This window comes from Pseudomonas vancouverensis, assembly GCF_004348895.1.
Taxonomy (GTDB): Bacteria; Pseudomonadota; Gammaproteobacteria; order Pseudomonadales; family Pseudomonadaceae; genus Aquipseudomonas; species Aquipseudomonas vancouverensis.
The window spans coordinates 401174-417118 of record NZ_RRZK01000007.1 but is presented as its reverse complement, the minus strand read 5'-3'; the positions used below and the strand labels follow the sequence as shown (position 1 = coordinate 417118).

Genomic DNA, 15945 nt, shown 5'->3' with positions numbered 1-15945 from the left:
GCTCCCACAGGGGCTCAGTCTGGCTGAGCGACTGTGAAACCATTCTGTTGCGCCGGCTCTCGCCGGATCATCCGCTTCATTTTCCACTCGAAGGCCAGCGTCAGACTCACTGCCGCACAGGCCAGGCCAAGCGCTAACCCCCACCAGACACCCGTCGGTCCCCAGTTCAAGTGGAAGGCCATCCACCAGGCGGCCGGTGCGCCGATCAACCAATAGCAACCCAGCCCCACCAGGAAGGTGGTCTTGGCATCCTTGAGCCCGCGAATGCAGCCCATGGCGATGGTTTGCGTGCCGTCGAACAGCTCGAACCATGCCGCCACCGCCAGCAGGCTCACGGCCAGCTTGATGACCTCCTGAAACGCCGGGTCATTGTGGTCCAGGAACAGCCCGACCAACTGATTGGGCAGCAGCCAGAAGACCATCGCGAAACACAACATCGCTGCGGCACCGAAGGCCAGGCCGACCCTTCCGGCCAGGCGCGCGCGCAGCAGTTGCCCGGCGCCGTAATGCTGGCCGATGCGCATGGTGATCGCGTAGGACATGCCCGCCGGGACCATGAACGCCACCGAGACGATTTGCAGGGCAATCTGGTGCGCGCCCAATTGCGTGCTGCCCATGGTGCCCATGCACAGCGCAGCAAAGGCGAACAGACCCACTTCCACTGCGTACGTCCCGCCAATCGGCAAGCCGAGGCGCCACAGTTCCTTGAGATATGGCCGATTGAGCCGCGACAGACCCTGACGCAACGGGTAGGCGTCGTACGCCGGATGCCGGCGGATGTGCCACGCCAGGGCCAGGGCCATCAGGTTGGCGACAATCGCCGTGACCAGGCCGATGCCCATCAAGCCCAGTTTCGGCAAGCCGAACATCCCGGTGATCAACGCATAGTTGAGCAGGAAGTTGGCAACCGTACCGGCAAGGCTGATGACCATCACCGGCGTGGCGCGGCCGATGGCGCTGGTGAAACCGCGCAGGGCCATGAAGCTCAGGTAACCGGGCAATGCGAACGGCAGGAAAATCAGGAACTGCCCGGCCGAATGGACGTTGGTTTCGGTCTGGCCGAACAGCAGCAGCACCGGTTTGAGGTTCCACAGCAGCAGGCCGGCAACCAATGCCATCAACCAGGCCAGCCACAGCCCGGCCTGCGTCAGGCGGGTGGCGCCGACGATATCGCCGGCACCCTGACGGATCGCCACCAGGGTGCCCACCGCCGCGATCACGCCGATGCAGAAAATCGACACGAAGGAATAGCTGGCGGCGCCGAGCCCGCCACCGGCCAGGGCTTCGGGGCTCAGGCGCGCCATCATCAGGGTGTCTGTGAGGACCATCAGCATGTGCGCCAACTGCGAAGCAATCAACGGCCCCGACAGCCGCAGGATGGCCCAGAGTTCTGTACGTGCTGGATGCTGCATGATCATCACGCTCGACTTTCAAAGTGGACAGGAAAGCACCGATTCTCGGCGCTTTACGGGGGTTGCACAAAGGGATAAAAAGGATGGGTTGCATGATTTAAACTCATGCTGGAGAGTGCGAGCATATTTGTGCAAATTGCGCTGTAGGAGCTTTCCTGATGTCACGTCGTCTACCTCCCTTATATGCCTTGCGCGCATTCGAAGCGGCGGCGCGGCACAGCTCCTTTACCCGGGCTGCTGAAGAACTGTCGATTACCCAAAGTGCCGTCAGCCGGCATATTCGTACCCTCGAAGAGCACTTTGCCTGCCGCCTGTTTCATCGCAGTGGTCGCAATCTGCAACTGACCGAGTCGGCCCGCTTGCTGCTGCCGGGTATCCGTGAAGGTTTCGGTGCCCTGGAGCGCGCCTGCAATACGTTGCGCGCCGAGGACGACATCCTGCGTATGAAGGCACCGTCCACTCTGACCATGCGTTGGCTTTTGGCGCGTCTCAGCCGTTTCCGTCATTTGCAGCCGGGCAATGAAGTGCAGTTGACCAGTGCCTGGATGGACGTCGATTCAGTGGATTTCAACCATGAGCCGTTCGACTGCGCCGTGCTGCTGGGCAATGGTCATTTCCCACCGGACTGGGAAGCCAGTTACCTGTTTCCGGAAGAGTTGATCCCGGTGGGGGCGGCCAACCTGCGTGACGATCAGCCGTGGGATGTCACGCGCCTGGCCAGCACGGAGCTGTTGCACCCGACGCCGGATCGCCGCGATTGGCGCTATTGGCTGGAGCGCATGGGGCTGACCGATCAGGTGTCGCTCAAGGGTGGGCAGGTATTCGATACCCTGGAGTTGGGCATGATTGCCGCTGCACGCGGATATGGCGTGTCCATGGGCGATCTGCTGATGGTCGCCGAGGATGTCGCCCAAGGGCGCTTGAGTCTTCCCTGGCCAACAGCGGTGGCCAGCGGCCTGTGTTATTACCTGGTGTGGCCGAAAACCCGCCCTGGGGGCGAGCGCATGCACAGGCTCAGTGACTTCCTGCAGGGTGAAGTGCGGGCCATGGAACTGCCAGATGTCGAACATCTGAGCTGAAACGATGAAGCTGTCGCAATGACGGCTTCAAGTTATCTCCCGGTGAAGCACTCAAGTATTCACGTTAGCCGCCGAATATTGGCACATGGAACCTTCGTACAGGTTCGTCGAATTTCCCCCATTACCGAAAAATTTGCTGAGTGTGGCCGTGATCAGGACGATCCGCTTGCTCGGCCAGGAGTCGTCATGTCTCAACCTCGCGCCCGGATCGCCTCGCAACTGGGGCTCGCGCTCGCCGTGATACTGGCGATCGTCATCAGCGCAAGTACTTTGTTCGCCTTGCGTTCGCTGGACAGCGCCAACCTGGCGACCCGCGAAGAACACCTGGCCAGTGAAGCGCGTTTGCTGGCCGATCAGCTGAGCACATTCCACGGCACCCTGCGTGAAAGCACCCAGCGTCTGAGCGGCCTGTTCGAAAAGCGCTTCAGTGCTGGCCTGAGTGTGCATCCCGATGAGCCGGTGACGGTTGCCGGGGTGCGGACACCGGGCCTGCATCTGGGGAGTGAGGTGCTCAACAACAACTTCAAGGAAGTCGACGAGTTCAAGCAAATGACTGCCGGTGTGGCGACCCTGTTCGTGCGCAGCGGTGAAGACTTCATCCGGGTCAGCACATCCCTGACCAAGCAGGACGGCAGCCGTGCCATCGGTACGCTGCTCGATCATGGGCATCCAGCCTATTCGCGTCTGATCGCGGGGCAGGGCTACGTGGGCCGAGCCTTGTTGTTTGATCGCTCATACATGACGCAATACACGCCGGTGCGGGACAGTGCGGGCAAGGTGATCGCGGTGCTGTTTGTCGGCTTCGATTACACCGACGCGCAAAACGCACAATTCGCCAATCTCACCCGCTTCCGCATCGGCCAGAGCGGCTCCCTGGCGTTGCTGGACGAACAGAGCAAGTGGCTGGTGCCGATTGCCGGCGTACAGGCGCAGGATCCGGCCACTTCAACCATCGCCCAGTTGGCGAAGACGCCGGGCAAAGGTGAGTTCTGGAGCGACAAGGGTGAAGACTTCTACAGCCTGGCCGTGCCGTTCGAAGGCGGTCCGTGGTCAGTGGTGGCGAGCATGCCGAAACGCGAAATCAGTGCCGTGACTTGGAGTGTCGGAATTCAGTTGGCCATCGGCAGCTTGCTGGCCATGTTGGTAGCGGTCGGATCTGCGGTCTGGCTGTTGCGCAGTAAACTGGCGCCGCTGGGCGATCTGGTGCGTCAGGCTGAAGCCTTGGGCGCCGGCGATTTGAGCGTGCGTCTCAATGTGTCCAGCCACGACGAAATCGGCCAGCTGGCCCGTGCTTTCAACCAGATGAGCCAGGCGCTGTCGACCATGGTCGAGCACATCCGCCAGGCGTCACAGGAGGTCAACAGTCGTGCTCAGGTGCTGTCCGGATTGTCCGGCGGCGCTTATGAAGGCATGGAGCAGCAGTCCGGTGAAATCACCAGCATGGCCGGTGCCGTGGAAGAATTCAGCGCCACGTCGCTGAACATTGCCGACAACATGGGCAACACCGAGCGTCTGGCCCAGGAAAACGCCCGGCAAACCCGCATCGGCCGTACGTCGATGGATGAAGCGTCGGCATCGCTTGAACAAATCGCTGGCGCGCTCGGTAGCACAGCGACGGTGATCAACACCCTGGGTCAGCGTTCTCAGGAAATCGGCGGCATTGTTGGGGTCATTACTTCGATTGCCGAGCAGACCAACCTGCTGGCGCTCAATGCCGCCATTGAAGCGGCGCGGGCCGGCGAGCAGGGGCGTGGTTTCGCGGTGGTTGCCGATGAAGTGCGTAACCTGGCGTCCCGCACTCGCGAAGCCACTGATCAGATTTCCGGAATGATTCTGAGCATCCAGCAGGAAACCGGCAATGCCATCAGCACCATGGAGCAGGGCAATGTGCTAATGCAGGAAGGCTTGTCGCGCAATGCCAACGTAGCCAGCGCGCTGGCGCAGATCGATGAGCAGAGTCGTTCGGCAGGTCAGCAGTTTGCCGCGATTACCACGGCCACCCAGGAGCAGAGCAGTACGGCGACATTGCTCAGCAGCAATCTGCAAAGCATTGCGTTGGCCAACAGTGAGCAGCGGGAAGTGGTTTCGCATCTTGCGGTGACGGCCAAAGAGCTGGAAAGCCTGGCCGCGGGATTGCGATCCGAAGTGGACCGGTTTCGTTGAGGGGGTGATGAAACCGTCTTCGCGAGCCTGCTTGCGAGCAGGCGATTCGGTTTCAGAGCTTATTGGGTCGCCGGCCGATACTGCAACGCCTCCGCCAGATGCTCACGGCTGATCCCGTCAACCTGCTCCAGGTCCGCCAGCGTCCGCGCCACCTTGAGCAACCGATGCGCGGAGCGCAGCGACAGGGTCAAGCGTTCACATGCCGATTCCAGCCAGTGTTCATCCGCTGTGGATAACGCGCAGTGCCGCCGCAGCCCAGGCAGATCAAGAAAGGCATTGGCGCAGCCCTGGCGCTTTTGCTGGCGCTCCCTGGCGTCGGCAACCAAAGCTGCAGCGCTGGCGCTGTCATCCCCGGGTTTGCTCGTTGGATTCAGCGCGGTGGCCTCGCGGGCAACCGTCAGGTGCAGGTCGATACGATCCAGCAAAGGCCCGGAAAGCTTGTTGCGATAGCGCTGCACCATGTCCGGTGTGCACGAACATTTGCCGCTCGGCTCGCCGAGATATCCACAGGGGCATGGGTTCATCGCCGCGACTAACTGGAATCGCGCCGGGAACCGTACGCGATCCCTGGCCCGGGAAATCACGATGTGCCCTGACTCCAGCGGCTCACGCAACACTTCCAGCACTTTGCGATCGAACTCGGGCAGTTCATCGAGGAACAGCACGCCATGGTGGGCGAGGGTGATCTCGCCCGGTTGCGGTTTCGATCCGCCACCCACCAGTGCAGGGCCGGATGCGGAGTGATGGGGTTGGCGGAAGGGGCGTTGCGGCCAATGGCTCAGAGGTACACAACTGGCGACCGATTGGATCGCGGCAACTTCCAGGGCTTCGCTTTCCACCAGAGGGGGCAGCAACCCTGGCAGGCGACTCGCCAGCAGCGTCTTGCCCGTCCCCGGTGGCCCGCTGAACAGCAGGTTGTGCGCGCCCGCAGCGGCAATCAGCAAGGCGCGTTTGGCGGCCATTTGTCCTTGTACCTCGTTCAAATCGGGGTATGGCTTGCTCGCATGCATCAAGCCATCGGAGACGTATGGCTCGACCGGTGTGTGGCCGTTGAAATGCGCCACTGCTTGCAGCAGATGATCGACGGCGATTACCTTCAAGCCCGAGGCCAGACACGCCTCTTCGGCATTCGCCCGAGGCACCATCAGCGAGCGCCCGGCCTTGCGTGCGGCCAAGGCAGCCGGTAATACCCCGCGAACGGCACGCACGTCGCCGGAGAGCGCCAACTCTCCGAGGCACTCCACATCGTCGAGCGTCAGTGTCGGTACCTGCACGCTGGCCGAAAGAATTCCCAAGGCAATCGCCAGGTCGAACCGCCCGCCGTCCTTGGGCAAATCCGCAGGCGCCAGATTCAGTGTGATGCGCCGCGCCGGAAACTGCAGCCCGGAATTGATGATCGCGCTCCGCACCCGGTCCTTGCTTTCCTTCACCGCCGCTTCGGGCAAGCCGACCATGGTCAGTGATGGCAAGCCATTGGCCAGATGAACTTCAACGGTGACGGCAGGCGCTTCCACACCGACCTGAGCACGGCTGTGGACAATGGAGAGGGACATGGTCGTTCCTTGAAATGACAGAGACCGCTTCCTGCGGTTTTTCAAGGGTAGTCGGGGGAGGAGGTATTGCCGGGGGAGTCGCGGGGGTAAACATTCACTGGATGTTGCGGGGAGAGGCGAAGGGCGCCTGCAAGAGCGAGTTCGTTGGCGAAAAGCGCAGGACGCCGATCAGCATCCGGGTTTACGCGTTTTCGTTCACGACCATCGCGGGTAAGCCTGCTCCCGCAGGGGCCGTGATGTTATTCGGCTGGGTTGCTTGGTGGATTCAGCTTCGCTTCCATTTCCGCGACTTTCGCTTCGAGGCTTTCGAGGCGAGCGCGGGTGCGGGCGAGCACGACCATCTGGCTATCAAATTCTTCCCGGCTGACCAGGTCCAGTTTGCTGAAGGCGCTTTGCAGCAGCATTTTGAATTGGCTTTCGATTTCGGCTTTCGGCAGCGGGGTATCACCGCTGAACAGGCGCGAGGCGGTGCCGGTCAGGGCGTCGAGGAAGTCTTTTGGCGCGAGCATGGGCAATGTCCTGGAAACAATGTCGGGCAGTGTACCACGCAGTCTTGGTCGTCAATCCAGGCGAGGCAGTTGCACGCTTTTCGCGCATGGGGACGAATGGTCTCGCACCGTTGTTGTGCGTAACGTGTCGAGTGTGGTTGCGAAGTGGCCAGCATCCGCTGGTAACGGCTTGAAAACAGTCAGTTTTGTGGAGATGGCAAGCTTTCTGCTTAGATGCTGATGACCCATGCACTGATGCAGTCGCTGTGACGAATGCAGTGCGCCAAGCGAAGCGGGGAAGTTTCGTACGGAGCGGTTTAGCTGGCGTCGAACGGGCAAGTCGGGCCGACGATGCGTTACAAAGCCAGGCACTGCGCTTAGACTTGAGACGGGTTTGTTTTCCTGGGGCAAGTCCACCAATTCGGGAGAGAGTTTTCATGAAGCTAGTCACTGCCATCATCAAGCCGTTCAAGCTGGACGACGTACGCGAGTCGCTGTCCGAGATCGGCGTGCAGGGCATTACCGTTACTGAAGTCAAAGGCTTTGGTCGGCAGAAGGGTCACACCGAGCTGTATCGCGGCGCGGAGTACGTGGTCGATTTCCTGCCCAAGGTGAAGATCGACGTCGCCATCGACGACAAGGATCTGGACCGGGTAATCGAGGCCATCACCAAGGCTGCCAACACCGGCAAGATCGGTGACGGCAAGATCTTCGTGGTCAATCTGGAACAGGCGATTCGCATCCGTACCGGCGAAACCGATACCGACGCTATTTAAGCCGCCACAAACCCAACGCCCCAGGAGAAAACAATATGACTCTGCGTAAATTCGCAGGGCTAGGAGCCCTGTTGTCCATCGTAATGCCCGGCCTGGCTATGGCGGCAGATCCGGTGGCGGCTCCAGTCCTCAATTCCGGCGATACCGCCTGGATGTTGACCTCGACAGCCCTGGTGCTGTTCATGACCATTCCCGGCCTCGCGCTGTTCTACGGCGGCATGGTTCGCTCGAAAAACATTCTTTCCGTGATGATGCAGTGCTTCGCCATCACCGGTCTGGTCACCATCCTGTGGTTCCTTTATGGCTACAGCATGGCGTTCGACACGACGGGTATGGAAGCGGGCGTCGTCAACTACAACTCCTTCGTGGGTGGTTTTGCCAAGGCTTTCCTCGCCGGCATTACCCCGGCCAGCATTACCGGCCCTGCGGCGCTGTTCCCAGAGGCGGTATTCGTCACCTATCAGATGACCTTCGCGATCATCACCCCGGCACTGATCGTCGGTGCGTTCGCCGAGCGGATGAAGTTCTCCGCGATGCTGATCTTCATGGGCGTTTGGTTCACCCTGGTGTATGCGCCGATTGCACACATGGTCTGGAGCGGTCCGGGTTCGCTGCTGGGCGACTGGGGCGTGCTGGACTTTGCCGGTGGCACCGTGGTGCATATCAACGCCGGTGTGGCCGGGCTGGTGGCTTGCCTGGTACTGGGCAAGCGCAAAGGCTTCCCGACCACGCCGATGGCGCCGCATAACCTCGGTTACACACTGATGGGCGCAGCCATGCTGTGGGTCGGCTGGTTCGGCTTCAACGCCGGTTCCGCCGCTGCCGCCAACGGCACCGCCGGTATGGCGATGCTGGTGACGCAAATTGCCACCGCTGCCGCGGCGCTGGGCTGGATGTTCGCCGAATGGCTTACCCACGGTAAACCAAGCGCCCTGGGTATCGCTTCGGGTGTGGTGGCCGGTCTGGTGGCGATTACCCCGGCGGCCGGTACTGTAGGCCCGATGGGCTCGTTGATCATCGGTCTGGCGGCCGGTGTGGTGTGCTTCTTCTGCGCCACCTCCCTGAAACGCAAACTCGGTTATGACGACTCCCTGGACGCCTTCGGTGTGCACGGTATCGGCGGTATTCTCGGTGCAGTCCTGACCGGTGTCTTTGCTGCGCCGTCCCTGGGTGGCTTTGGCACCGTGACCGACATCGCCGCACAAGTGTGGATTCAGTGCAAAGGCGTTGGCTTCACGGTGATCTACACCGCGATCGCCACCTACATCATCCTTAAAGTCCTGGACATGGTCATGGGCCTGCGGATCAACGAAGAAGAAGAGGCTGTCGGTATCGATCTGGCGCTTCACAACGAACGCGGCTACAACTTGTAAGCACGCGCATGAAAAAACTTGCCCGGCTTGCCGGGCATTTTTTTGCCTGCAATTTGTCATTGAAAGAAACAGCTGAAAGGTTTTTTCCTACAGGTTTTACGTAGTTTGTGCCGGGTGTTTTTGTGCGGTCGAAGGCTTACAGGAATGAAGGAATATTAGGGCCTTTGTTTTTTCACAGAGCGCGCTAGAATGCGCCCCGAACGTGCGGAGAACTGTATGTGGCAACAGACTCTGATTACCCTGCGGGCGAGGCCCCGGGGCTTTCATCTGGTAACGGACGAGTTACTCGCCGGCCTGCCTGAACTCAAGGCGTGCCGGGTCGGTCTGTTGCATTTGTGGCTGCAGCATACCTCGGCGTCGTTGACCATCAACGAGAACGCCGATCCGGCGGTACGTCGCGACTTCGAACGATTTTTCAATCGTCTGATCCCACAAGGAACAGACGGCTATGAGCATAACGACGAAGGCCTGGACGACCTCCCGGCGCACTTCAAGGCCAGCGTACTTGGCTGTCAGCTCAGTTTGCCGATTTCGGCGGGCCGACTGGCGTTGGGCACCTGGCAAGGCGTTTACCTGGGCGAGCACCGTGATCATGGCGGTGCCCGTAAAGTCCTCGCCACCTTGCACGGTGAAGGGGCATAACCGCTGGTCAGCAGCGGTTGTTGAATTTTTTCTGGCAGCCTTCGACAGATGGCGAAGCTGGGCTATAACTAATCTGCTTTTCGCAAGTCATGAGGTAGAACATGAGCGACGATGATCTGGAAAACGACGACCTCGAAGTAGGCGACGAAGACGAGGGCGAAGAAGGCCTGGAAGCGGCGGCGGAAGACGTCGCTGAAGACGACGGTGGTGATGCGCCGGTTCCGACTGCCAAAGGCAAGGCCAAGGCAGCGGTATCGGTCGATGAGCTGCCGAGCGTAGAAGCCAAGAACAAGGAACGCGACGCCCTGGCCAAGGCCATGGAAGAGTTCCTGGCTCGTGGCGGCAAGGTGCAGGAAGTGGAGGCCAATGTGGTCGCCGATCCTCCCAAGAAGCCTGACAACAAGTACGGCAGCCGGCCTATCTGAGGCGGTTGTCTGCTTGCTGAAAAAGCCCGCCGTCGCTGCGGGCTTTTTCATGCCTGAAAGAAAACTCTCGAGCGCGACACAGGCTCGCCCCTGCAGGGTGTCGCGTCAGGCTAAAGGCGCGTTCCACCGTGTCAACAACTCCGGTAGCTCGGTGAGGCTTTGGATTTCTGCATCAGGTAGCCGATCGGCTTCCCAGACCTTCCCGGTCGGATTGAACCAGATCGCCCGCATCCCCGCTTGTTGTGCACCGGCAATGTCATCGCCCGGATGATCACCAATGTGCACGGCCGCCTGAGCGCTCGCGCCACCGCGTTGCAGGGCTTCATGGAACAGACGCGCATCCGGTTTGGCGATGCCGATGTCTTCGGCGCACAAGGCAAACTTGAAGTAGTCCGCCAGACCCAGTCGACGAACATCGGCGTTGCCATTGGTGACTACGCCCAAGGCGTAGTGATTGGCGAGAATCTCCAGGGTGGGCTCGACCTCGGGGAACACTTCGATCTGATGCCGGGCATGCAGGAATACTTCAAAGCTTTTGTCGGCCAGATCCGAGGCTTCGGCCTGTGCGTAACCGGACTCTTGCAGCGCATGAAACAGCACCCGGCGGCGCAATGCACTGATGCGATGTTTCAGGGCCGGCTCGCTGCTCAGCACGCGTTCGCGAATGGCCCACAGGTGCTCCACCGGTACTGCGCCTAGGTTTGGGGCGTGCTCGCTCAGCCATTCTCGCAAAACGGCTTCGGCACTGACGATCACCGGGGCGGTGTCCCAGAGCGTGTCGTCGAGGTCGAAGGTGATCAACTGAATACTCATGAATCGTCGCCTTTCATGCGTTTTGCCCGTGGGTGGGCGCTGTCGTAGACCGCTGCCAGGTGCTGGAAGTCCAGGTGGGTGTAGATCTGCGTGGTCTTGATGTCCGAATGGCCGAGCAATTCCTGTACGCCCCGCAGGTCTTGAGAAGACTCCAGCAGATGGCTGGCAAAGGAGTGCCGCAGCATGTGCGGGTGCAGATTCTGCCCCAGCTCGCGTTCGCCGGCAGCCTTGACCCGTAGCTGAATCGCGCGGGGGCCGAGGCGTCGGCCCTGCTGGCTGACAAACACTGCATCGTCCACCGGATTGGCCATGGCCCGTAGCGGCAGCCACTGTTCCAGCGCCTCGCGGGCTTTGCTGCCCACCGGCAGCAGGCGGGTCTTGCTGCCCTTGCCGAGTACCTGAACCATGCCGTCGCCCAGGTCGAGCTGGTCGAGATTGAGCCCGGTCAGCTCTGACAAGCGCAGGCCAGAGGAATAGAACAGCTCCAGGATCGCCTGATCACGGCGTGCCAGAAAATCATCCTCAACCCCGCCCTCGAGCAGTTGCAAGGCGCGGTCGGTGTCGAGGGTTTTTGGCAGGCGCCGTTCGCCCTTTGGTGGTGTCAGGCCATTGGCCGGGTCGTGGTCGCACAGGCCTTCGCGGTTGAGATAGTGATAGAGCCCGCGCACCGCCGAGAGCAATCGTGCCAGGCTGCGGGATGATTGGCCCTGGGCGTGCAAGCGCGCAATCAGGCCGCGCAGGCGCTGGATATCCAGTGCTGCCCAGCTGCCGATGTTCTGCTTGAGGCACCAGTTGAGGACTTTATCGAGGTCGCGGCGGTAAGCCGACAGGGTGTGCGGCGACACCTGCCGCTCACTGCGCAGGTGTTCGCAGTAAGCGTCCAGTTGTCGTTCCATGATCAGCGTACCGAGCGCAGGGGGTTGTTGACCCGTGGCAGCACGCGGCCCATGACTTCGGCTATGTAGCTCAGGAACAAGGTACCCACCGAGCTTTTGTAGTGCTGCGGGTCGCGACTGGCGATGGCCAGGATGCCGTGAATGCCTTGATGGCTGATGGCGACGACGGCGGTCGAGCCGATCTGCTTGCGCTGCTCTTCACCGAAAAGGAAGTCCAGCTCATGCTCGCGCAGGCTGCCGCTGACACTCTTGTCTTCCGAGAGCAGCCCGCCAATGGCCACCTGCGCCTCGGCATGAGTCGCCCAGCGGCCGACCGGCATGGCGTTGTCGCCGAGCAGGATGAGGCTGACGAAGGGCACCTGGAATTCCTGGCGCAGACTGTCTTCGACGCACATCACCACGTCTTCCAGGCTGGCTGCGTCCATCAACGCCAGAATCAGGCGACGGGTCTTTTCGAACAGCCGGTCGTTGTCCCGGGCGACGTCCATCAACTGCGAGAGGCGGTGACGCATCTCGATGTTGCGGTCGCGCAGGATGGCCATCTGGCGTTCCACCAGCGACACGGTGTCACCGCGACGGTGGGGGATACGCAGGGTCGTCAGCAGCTCTTCGTGATCAACGAAGAAATCCGGATGAGCTTCGAGGTAGGCGGCAATGGCTGCCGCCTCGGGGCTTTCGGACGCTGTTTCTTCGGCCGGTCGTGCGGGTACCTGAGGCTTATCGGTCATGGCTTTCGCTCACTTAAAGACGCACTTGTCCTTCGTATACTCGCACAGCCGGGCCGGTCATCATGACCGGTTGGCCAGGGCCTGCCCATTCAATGGACAGACGCCCGCCCGGCAGGTCGATCAATAGCGGCGAATCCATCCACCCCTGGCTGATCGCAGCCACTGCCGCGGCACAGGCGCCGGTGCCGCAAGCCTGGGTTTCCCCGGCACCGCGCTCCCAGACACGCAACTGCGCGCGACCCCGGTCGATGACCTGGAGAAAACCGACGTTGACCCGGGCTGGAAAGCGCGGGTGATGTTCGATTTTCGGCCCCAGTTCATGCACCGGTGCATTGTTGATATCGCTGACCCGCACCACGGCATGGGGGTTGCCCATGGACACGGCGGCCAGGTCGACCGCAGTACCGTCGACATCCACCGAATAGCTGGTGGCCTGCGCTGTTGCCTGAAACGGAATGTCCGCCGGCACCAGGCGCGGAGCGCCCATGTTCACGCAGATCTGGCCATCATTACGCACATCCAGTTCGATGATGCCGCTTTTGGTTTCGACGCGGATCAGGCGTTTCGCGGTCAGACGCTTGTCCAGCACGAAACGCGCGAAGCAGCGCGCGCCATTGCCGCACTGTTCCACTTCCGAACCGTCGGAGTTGAAAATCCGATAGCGGAAGTCCACGTCCGGGTTGCTCGGCGCCTCGACGATCAACAGCTGGTCGAAACCGATGCCGGTGTGCCGATCACCCCATTGCTTGGCGTGCTTGGGCAGGATGTGCGCGTGCTGGCTGACCAGGTCGAGGACCATGAAGTCATTGCCCAGGCCGTGCATTTTGGTAAAACGCAGCAGCATGGGTTTACTCCGGCAGCAGGCTTTCGCCAGCAAACAACTCGGCTACCGTTTCACGGCGACGCACTTCAAATGCCTGATCACCGTCCACCAGCACTTCGGCGGCGCGACCGCGGGTGTTGTAGTTGGAACTCATGACAAACCCGTAGGCGCCGGCCGAATGCACGGCCAGCAGGTCGCCTTCTTCCAGCGCGAGCTGACGATCCTTGGCGAGGAAGTCGCCGGTCTCGCAGATCGGGCCGACGACGTCGTAGGCGCGGGCAGCGGTGTCGCGCGGACGCACGGCCGTGACGTCCATCCAGGCCTGGTACAGCGCAGGGCGGATCAGGTCGTTCATGGCGGCGTCGACGATGGCGAAATCTTTGTGTTCGGTGTGCTTGAGGTACTCGACCTGGGTCAGCAGTACGCCGGCGTTGGCCACGATGAAGCGGCCCGGTTCGAAGACCAGGGCCAGGTCACGGCCGACCAGGCGCTCGCGCACGGCCTTGATGTAGTCTGCAGCCAATGGCGGCTCTTCATCGCGATAACGCACGCCCAGGCCACCACCGAGGTCGATGTGGCGCAGGTGGATGCCGCAATCGCCGAGACGATCGACCAGGGCCAGCAGGCGGTCGAGGGCGTCGATGAAGGGTTCCAGGGTCGTCAGTTGCGAACCGATGTGGCAATCGACACCGACCACTTCCAGGTTGGGCAAGTGAGCGGCACGCACATACACGTCTTCCGCGTCGGCGATGGCGATGCCGAATTTGTTTTCCTTGAGCCCGGTAGAAATGTACGGGTGGGTGCCGGCGTCGACGTCCGGGTTCACGCGCAGCGAAATCGGCGCGCGCACACCCAGCTCGGCGGCGACCACTTGCAGGCGTTCCAGCTCGTCGGTGGATTCGACGTTGAAGCAGTGCACGCCGACTTCCAGGGCGCGACGCATGTCGTCACGGGTCTTGCCGACGCCGGAGAACACGATCTTGTCGGCACTGCCACCGGCGGCCAGTACACGTTCCAGCTCACCACGGGAAACGATGTCGAAACCGGCGCCGATGCGCGCCAGGACATTCAGCACACCCAGGTTGGAGTTGGCCTTGACGGCAAAGCACACCAGGTGCGGCATGCCGGCCAGTGCGTCGGCGTAAGCCCGGTATTGGCCTTCGATGTGCGCGCGGGAGTAAACGTAGGTCGGTGTACCAAAGCGTTCGGCGATGGCAGACAGGGCAACACCTTCCGCGAACAGTTCACCGTCACGGTAGTTAAAAGCGTCCATGAGGTTCCCTTATTATTGGTAGACGTCGTGCTTGTGCGCCTTGGAAGCAGGCTGCTGTTGCGACGATTTGGCTTGCTCGGCAGGGTCCTGCTTGTCGTCAGGCAGGTACAGCGGGCCTTTTTGACCGCAGGCCGACACCAGGCAGGCAACCGCGAGGAGCGCAGCAAGGGAGGAGATCAGGCGCTTCATGGCGAAATCCTTGAAAATGCATTAATTGCGCCGGAGTATACCGGCCACCCGTCAGCTTGCCTATGCAACGGACCGCCCGTCCGGCGGGCCTTGGCCGGATGATGGTCGGTATCATGCAGGCCTCGTGGGTCTTTATTCTTTGCAATCGACGGTGCTCGGCCGTATCTTGCGGCGCTTGAGCGTGATCAGACATTTTTTGAGGTTGCCGCAATGAGTTTGTCCGAAGCCCGTTTCCATGATTTGGTCGATGCCACCCAGCAAACCCTGGAGGACATCTTTGAAGAAAGCGACCTGGATATCGATCTGGAAAGTTCGGCCGGCGTACTGACCGTCAAATTCGAGAGCGGCAGCCAGCTGATCTTCAGCCGTCAGGAGCCGCTGCGTCAGCTGTGGCTGGCGGCAGTATCCGGCGGTTTTCACTTCGACTACGACGAAGAGAGCGAGCGCTGGTTGTGCGATAAAAGCGAAGAGCAACTGGGCGAGATGCTCGAGCGTATTGTCTGGGAGCAGGCGGGCGAGAAGTTTGAGTTCGAGGGGCTGTAATCCGTGAGTCAGCCCGCTACCGTCCGGCCACCCAAGCCGCTCTACAGCAATATCAGCCCGGCGGTGCCCTCGCCGTGCAGCGGCGTGTGTCGGCTGGATGAGCAGAAAGTTTGCCTGGGTTGCTTTCGTCATGTCGAAGACATCCGCGAATGGCGCTCGGCGGATGACCAGCGTCGACGGGTTATTTGTGACCAGGCATTGCAGCGCAGGCAGCTCGCCGGGCCATGACTTGTATATTTATTGAGCTGTGATAGTGTCCGGCTACGCCTCAACCCATCGAGGCTTGTGAAAACCCCGCCTTCTTCTGGCGGGGTTTTGCTTTTTTCGTGCAGAAGAAAGGAGTCTGCCCTGATCATGACCGCACCTTCCATCACCCTTACCCGTCTGGACGTACAGCGTCTGGAGCGTCTGATCGACAGCCTGGATGACACACTGCCTGGCGTTATTGCGTTGCAAACCGAACTGGACCGCGCCGACGCCGTCGTCGGCCACGAAGAAGTGCCGGCGGATGTCGTGACCATGAATTCCCGTGTGCATTGCCGTGAAGAAGGCAGTGGCAAGGATTATCACCTGACCCTGGTGTACCCGAAGGATGCGAACGCCGACGAAGGCAAGATCTCGATCCTCGCGCCTGTGGGCAGCGCGTTGCTCGGCCTGAAGGTTGGCCAGCACATCGATTGGCCGGCACCGGGCGGCAAGACGCTCAAGCTGACCCTGCTGGAAGTCGAGTCGCAACCGGCCAATGGCGGTGCGTTCCCGGAGTAACATC

Annotated in this window: 18 protein-coding genes and 1 pseudogene; 10 read left to right on the top strand and 9 right to left on the bottom strand. The window is 61.1% G+C overall.

What is annotated here, in order from left to right; all coding sequences use genetic code 11:
• Positions 1–14: 14 nt before the first annotated feature.
• Entirely contained in the window at positions 15–1412 is a 1398-nt protein-coding gene (locus tag EIY72_RS06360; protein ID WP_093230787.1) for a NorM family multidrug efflux MATE transporter, read from the bottom strand.
• Between the two features lie 158 nt (positions 1413–1570).
• Here EIY72_RS06360 and EIY72_RS06355 point away from each other — a divergent pair, with 158 nt between their 5' ends.
• From EIY72_RS06355 to EIY72_RS30305, 3 genes and pseudogenes are all read left to right on the top strand, one after another.
• Positions 1571–2491 (top strand): LysR substrate-binding domain-containing protein, encoded by a 921-nt coding sequence (locus tag EIY72_RS06355; protein ID WP_093228660.1) that lies wholly within the window; start codon positions 1571–1573, stop codon positions 2489–2491.
• 18 nt (positions 2492–2509) lie between these two features.
• Positions 2510–3799: pseudogene (locus EIY72_RS30310) on the top strand (Cache 3/Cache 2 fusion domain-containing protein); the annotation flags it as partial.
• On the top strand, positions 3794–4654 hold the full coding sequence (locus tag EIY72_RS30305) for a methyl-accepting chemotaxis protein (RefSeq protein WP_371315385.1): 861 nt from the start codon (positions 3794–3796) through the stop codon (positions 4652–4654). The pseudogene EIY72_RS30310 and the gene EIY72_RS30305, both read left to right, overlap by 6 nt.
• Before the next feature lie 59 nt (positions 4655–4713).
• On the opposite strand, the gene EIY72_RS06340 is transcribed toward EIY72_RS30305, so the two are convergent.
• Both EIY72_RS06340 and EIY72_RS06335 read right to left on the bottom strand, forming a co-directional pair.
• Positions 4714–6207, bottom strand: coding sequence for a YifB family Mg chelatase-like AAA ATPase (locus tag EIY72_RS06340; RefSeq protein ID WP_093228668.1), 1494 nt, complete (start codon positions 6205–6207; stop codon positions 4714–4716).
• A gap of 239 nt (positions 6208–6446) precedes the next feature.
• On the bottom strand, positions 6447–6716 hold the full coding sequence (locus EIY72_RS06335) for an accessory factor UbiK family protein (RefSeq protein WP_093228672.1): 270 nt from the start codon (positions 6714–6716) through the stop codon (positions 6447–6449).
• 416 nt (positions 6717–7132) lie between these two features.
• Between EIY72_RS06335 and glnK the strand changes: the two genes are divergently transcribed.
• From glnK to sutA, 4 genes are all read left to right on the top strand, one after another.
• On the top strand, positions 7133–7471 hold the full coding sequence (gene glnK / locus EIY72_RS06330) for a P-II family nitrogen regulator (RefSeq protein ID WP_002555808.1): 339 nt from the start codon (positions 7133–7135) through the stop codon (positions 7469–7471).
• Positions 7472–7506: 35 nt separating this feature from the next.
• The gene (locus EIY72_RS06325; RefSeq protein WP_093228675.1) at positions 7507–8844 is read left to right on the top strand and encodes an ammonium transporter; all 1338 of its coding nucleotides are present in this window, start codon (positions 7507–7509) and stop codon (positions 8842–8844) included.
• Between the two features lie 216 nt (positions 8845–9060).
• A complete protein-coding gene (locus EIY72_RS06320; protein ID WP_046818495.1) occupies positions 9061–9486 on the top strand; it encodes a secondary thiamine-phosphate synthase enzyme YjbQ in 426 nt (141 codons plus the stop codon).
• A 101-nt stretch (positions 9487–9587) separates the two neighbouring features.
• On the top strand, positions 9588–9911 hold the full coding sequence (sutA, locus tag EIY72_RS06315; protein WP_093228680.1) for a transcriptional regulator SutA: 324 nt from the start codon (positions 9588–9590) through the stop codon (positions 9909–9911).
• A 105-nt stretch (positions 9912–10016) separates the two neighbouring features.
• On the opposite strand, the gene EIY72_RS06310 is transcribed toward sutA, so the two are convergent.
• From EIY72_RS06310 to lptM, 6 genes are read right to left on the bottom strand one after another with little or no spacing between them, the layout of a single operon-like run.
• A complete protein-coding gene (locus EIY72_RS06310) occupies positions 10017–10724 on the bottom strand; it encodes an HAD family hydrolase (RefSeq protein WP_093228684.1) in 708 nt (235 codons plus the stop codon).
• Positions 10721–11620, bottom strand: coding sequence for a tyrosine recombinase XerC (gene xerC, locus EIY72_RS06305; protein WP_093228687.1), 900 nt, complete (start codon positions 11618–11620; stop codon positions 10721–10723). The genes EIY72_RS06310 and xerC overlap by 4 nt, the downstream gene beginning before the upstream one ends.
• 2 nt (positions 11621–11622) lie before the next feature.
• Positions 11623–12348 (bottom strand): DUF484 family protein, encoded by a 726-nt coding sequence (locus tag EIY72_RS06300; protein ID WP_093228692.1) that lies wholly within the window; start codon positions 12346–12348, stop codon positions 11623–11625.
• 13 nt (positions 12349–12361) lie between these two features.
• The gene (gene dapF / locus EIY72_RS06295) at positions 12362–13192 is read right to left on the bottom strand and encodes a diaminopimelate epimerase (RefSeq protein WP_093228697.1); all 831 of its coding nucleotides are present in this window, start codon (positions 13190–13192) and stop codon (positions 12362–12364) included.
• A 4-nt stretch (positions 13193–13196) separates the two neighbouring features.
• Positions 13197–14444, bottom strand: coding sequence for a diaminopimelate decarboxylase (gene lysA / locus EIY72_RS06290; protein WP_093228702.1), 1248 nt, complete (start codon positions 14442–14444; stop codon positions 13197–13199).
• A 12-nt stretch (positions 14445–14456) separates the two neighbouring features.
• A complete protein-coding gene (gene lptM / locus EIY72_RS06285) occupies positions 14457–14633 on the bottom strand; it encodes an LPS translocon maturation chaperone LptM (RefSeq protein ID WP_093228707.1) in 177 nt (58 codons plus the stop codon).
• Between the two features lie 210 nt (positions 14634–14843).
• Between lptM and cyaY the strand changes: the two genes are divergently transcribed.
• The 3 genes from cyaY to rnk all read left to right on the top strand — a co-directional run bounded on the left by cyaY (position 14844) and on the right by rnk (position 15941).
• Positions 14844–15176: an iron donor protein CyaY gene (gene cyaY / locus EIY72_RS06275; protein WP_093228710.1), complete on the top strand. Its 333-nt coding sequence runs from the start codon at positions 14844–14846 to the stop codon at positions 15174–15176.
• A gap of 3 nt (positions 15177–15179) precedes the next feature.
• The gene (locus EIY72_RS06270; RefSeq protein ID WP_093228712.1) at positions 15180–15404 is read left to right on the top strand and encodes a DUF1289 domain-containing protein; all 225 of its coding nucleotides are present in this window, start codon (positions 15180–15182) and stop codon (positions 15402–15404) included.
• A 126-nt stretch (positions 15405–15530) separates the two neighbouring features.
• A complete protein-coding gene (gene rnk, locus EIY72_RS06260; RefSeq protein WP_093228716.1) occupies positions 15531–15941 on the top strand; it encodes a nucleoside diphosphate kinase regulator in 411 nt (136 codons plus the stop codon).
• Positions 15942–15945 lie beyond the last annotated feature (4 nt).

Bases quoted from the DNA above. Each gene is read 5' to 3' on its own strand.
- EIY72_RS06355 (WP_093228660.1), top strand. From the start codon at position 1,571: ATGTCACGTCGTCTACCTCCCTTATATGCCTTGCGCGCATTCGAAGCG.
- EIY72_RS30305 (WP_371315385.1), top strand. From the start codon at position 3,794: ATGAGCCAGGCGCTGTCGACCATGGTCGAGCACATCCGCCAGGCGTCA.
- lptM (WP_093228707.1), bottom strand. From the start codon at position 14,633: ATGAAGCGCCTGATCTCCTCCCTTGCTGCGCTCCTCGCGGTTGCCTGC.
- rnk (WP_093228716.1), top strand. From the start codon at position 15,531: ATGACCGCACCTTCCATCACCCTTACCCGTCTGGACGTACAGCGTCTG.
- EIY72_RS06340 (WP_093228668.1), bottom strand. From the start codon at position 6,207: ATGTCCCTCTCCATTGTCCACAGCCGTGCTCAGGTCGGTGTGGAAGCG.
- EIY72_RS06300 (WP_093228692.1), bottom strand. From the start codon at position 12,348: ATGACCGATAAGCCTCAGGTACCCGCACGACCGGCCGAAGAAACAGCG.
- xerC (WP_093228687.1), bottom strand. From the start codon at position 11,620: ATGGAACGACAACTGGACGCTTACTGCGAACACCTGCGCAGTGAGCGG.
- EIY72_RS06325 (WP_093228675.1), top strand. From the start codon at position 7,507: ATGACTCTGCGTAAATTCGCAGGGCTAGGAGCCCTGTTGTCCATCGTA.
- EIY72_RS06320 (WP_046818495.1), top strand. From the start codon at position 9,061: ATGTGGCAACAGACTCTGATTACCCTGCGGGCGAGGCCCCGGGGCTTT.
- lysA (WP_093228702.1), bottom strand. From the start codon at position 14,444: ATGGACGCTTTTAACTACCGTGACGGTGAACTGTTCGCGGAAGGTGTT.
- dapF (WP_093228697.1), bottom strand. From the start codon at position 13,192: ATGCTGCTGCGTTTTACCAAAATGCACGGCCTGGGCAATGACTTCATG.
- cyaY (WP_093228710.1), top strand. From the start codon at position 14,844: ATGAGTTTGTCCGAAGCCCGTTTCCATGATTTGGTCGATGCCACCCAG.
- EIY72_RS06335 (WP_093228672.1), bottom strand. From the start codon at position 6,716: ATGCTCGCGCCAAAAGACTTCCTCGACGCCCTGACCGGCACCGCCTCG.
- sutA (WP_093228680.1), top strand. From the start codon at position 9,588: ATGAGCGACGATGATCTGGAAAACGACGACCTCGAAGTAGGCGACGAA.
- EIY72_RS06310 (WP_093228684.1), bottom strand. From the start codon at position 10,724: ATGAGTATTCAGTTGATCACCTTCGACCTCGACGACACGCTCTGGGAC.
- EIY72_RS06360 (WP_093230787.1), bottom strand. From the start codon at position 1,412: ATGCAGCATCCAGCACGTACAGAACTCTGGGCCATCCTGCGGCTGTCG.
- glnK (WP_002555808.1), top strand. From the start codon at position 7,133: ATGAAGCTAGTCACTGCCATCATCAAGCCGTTCAAGCTGGACGACGTA.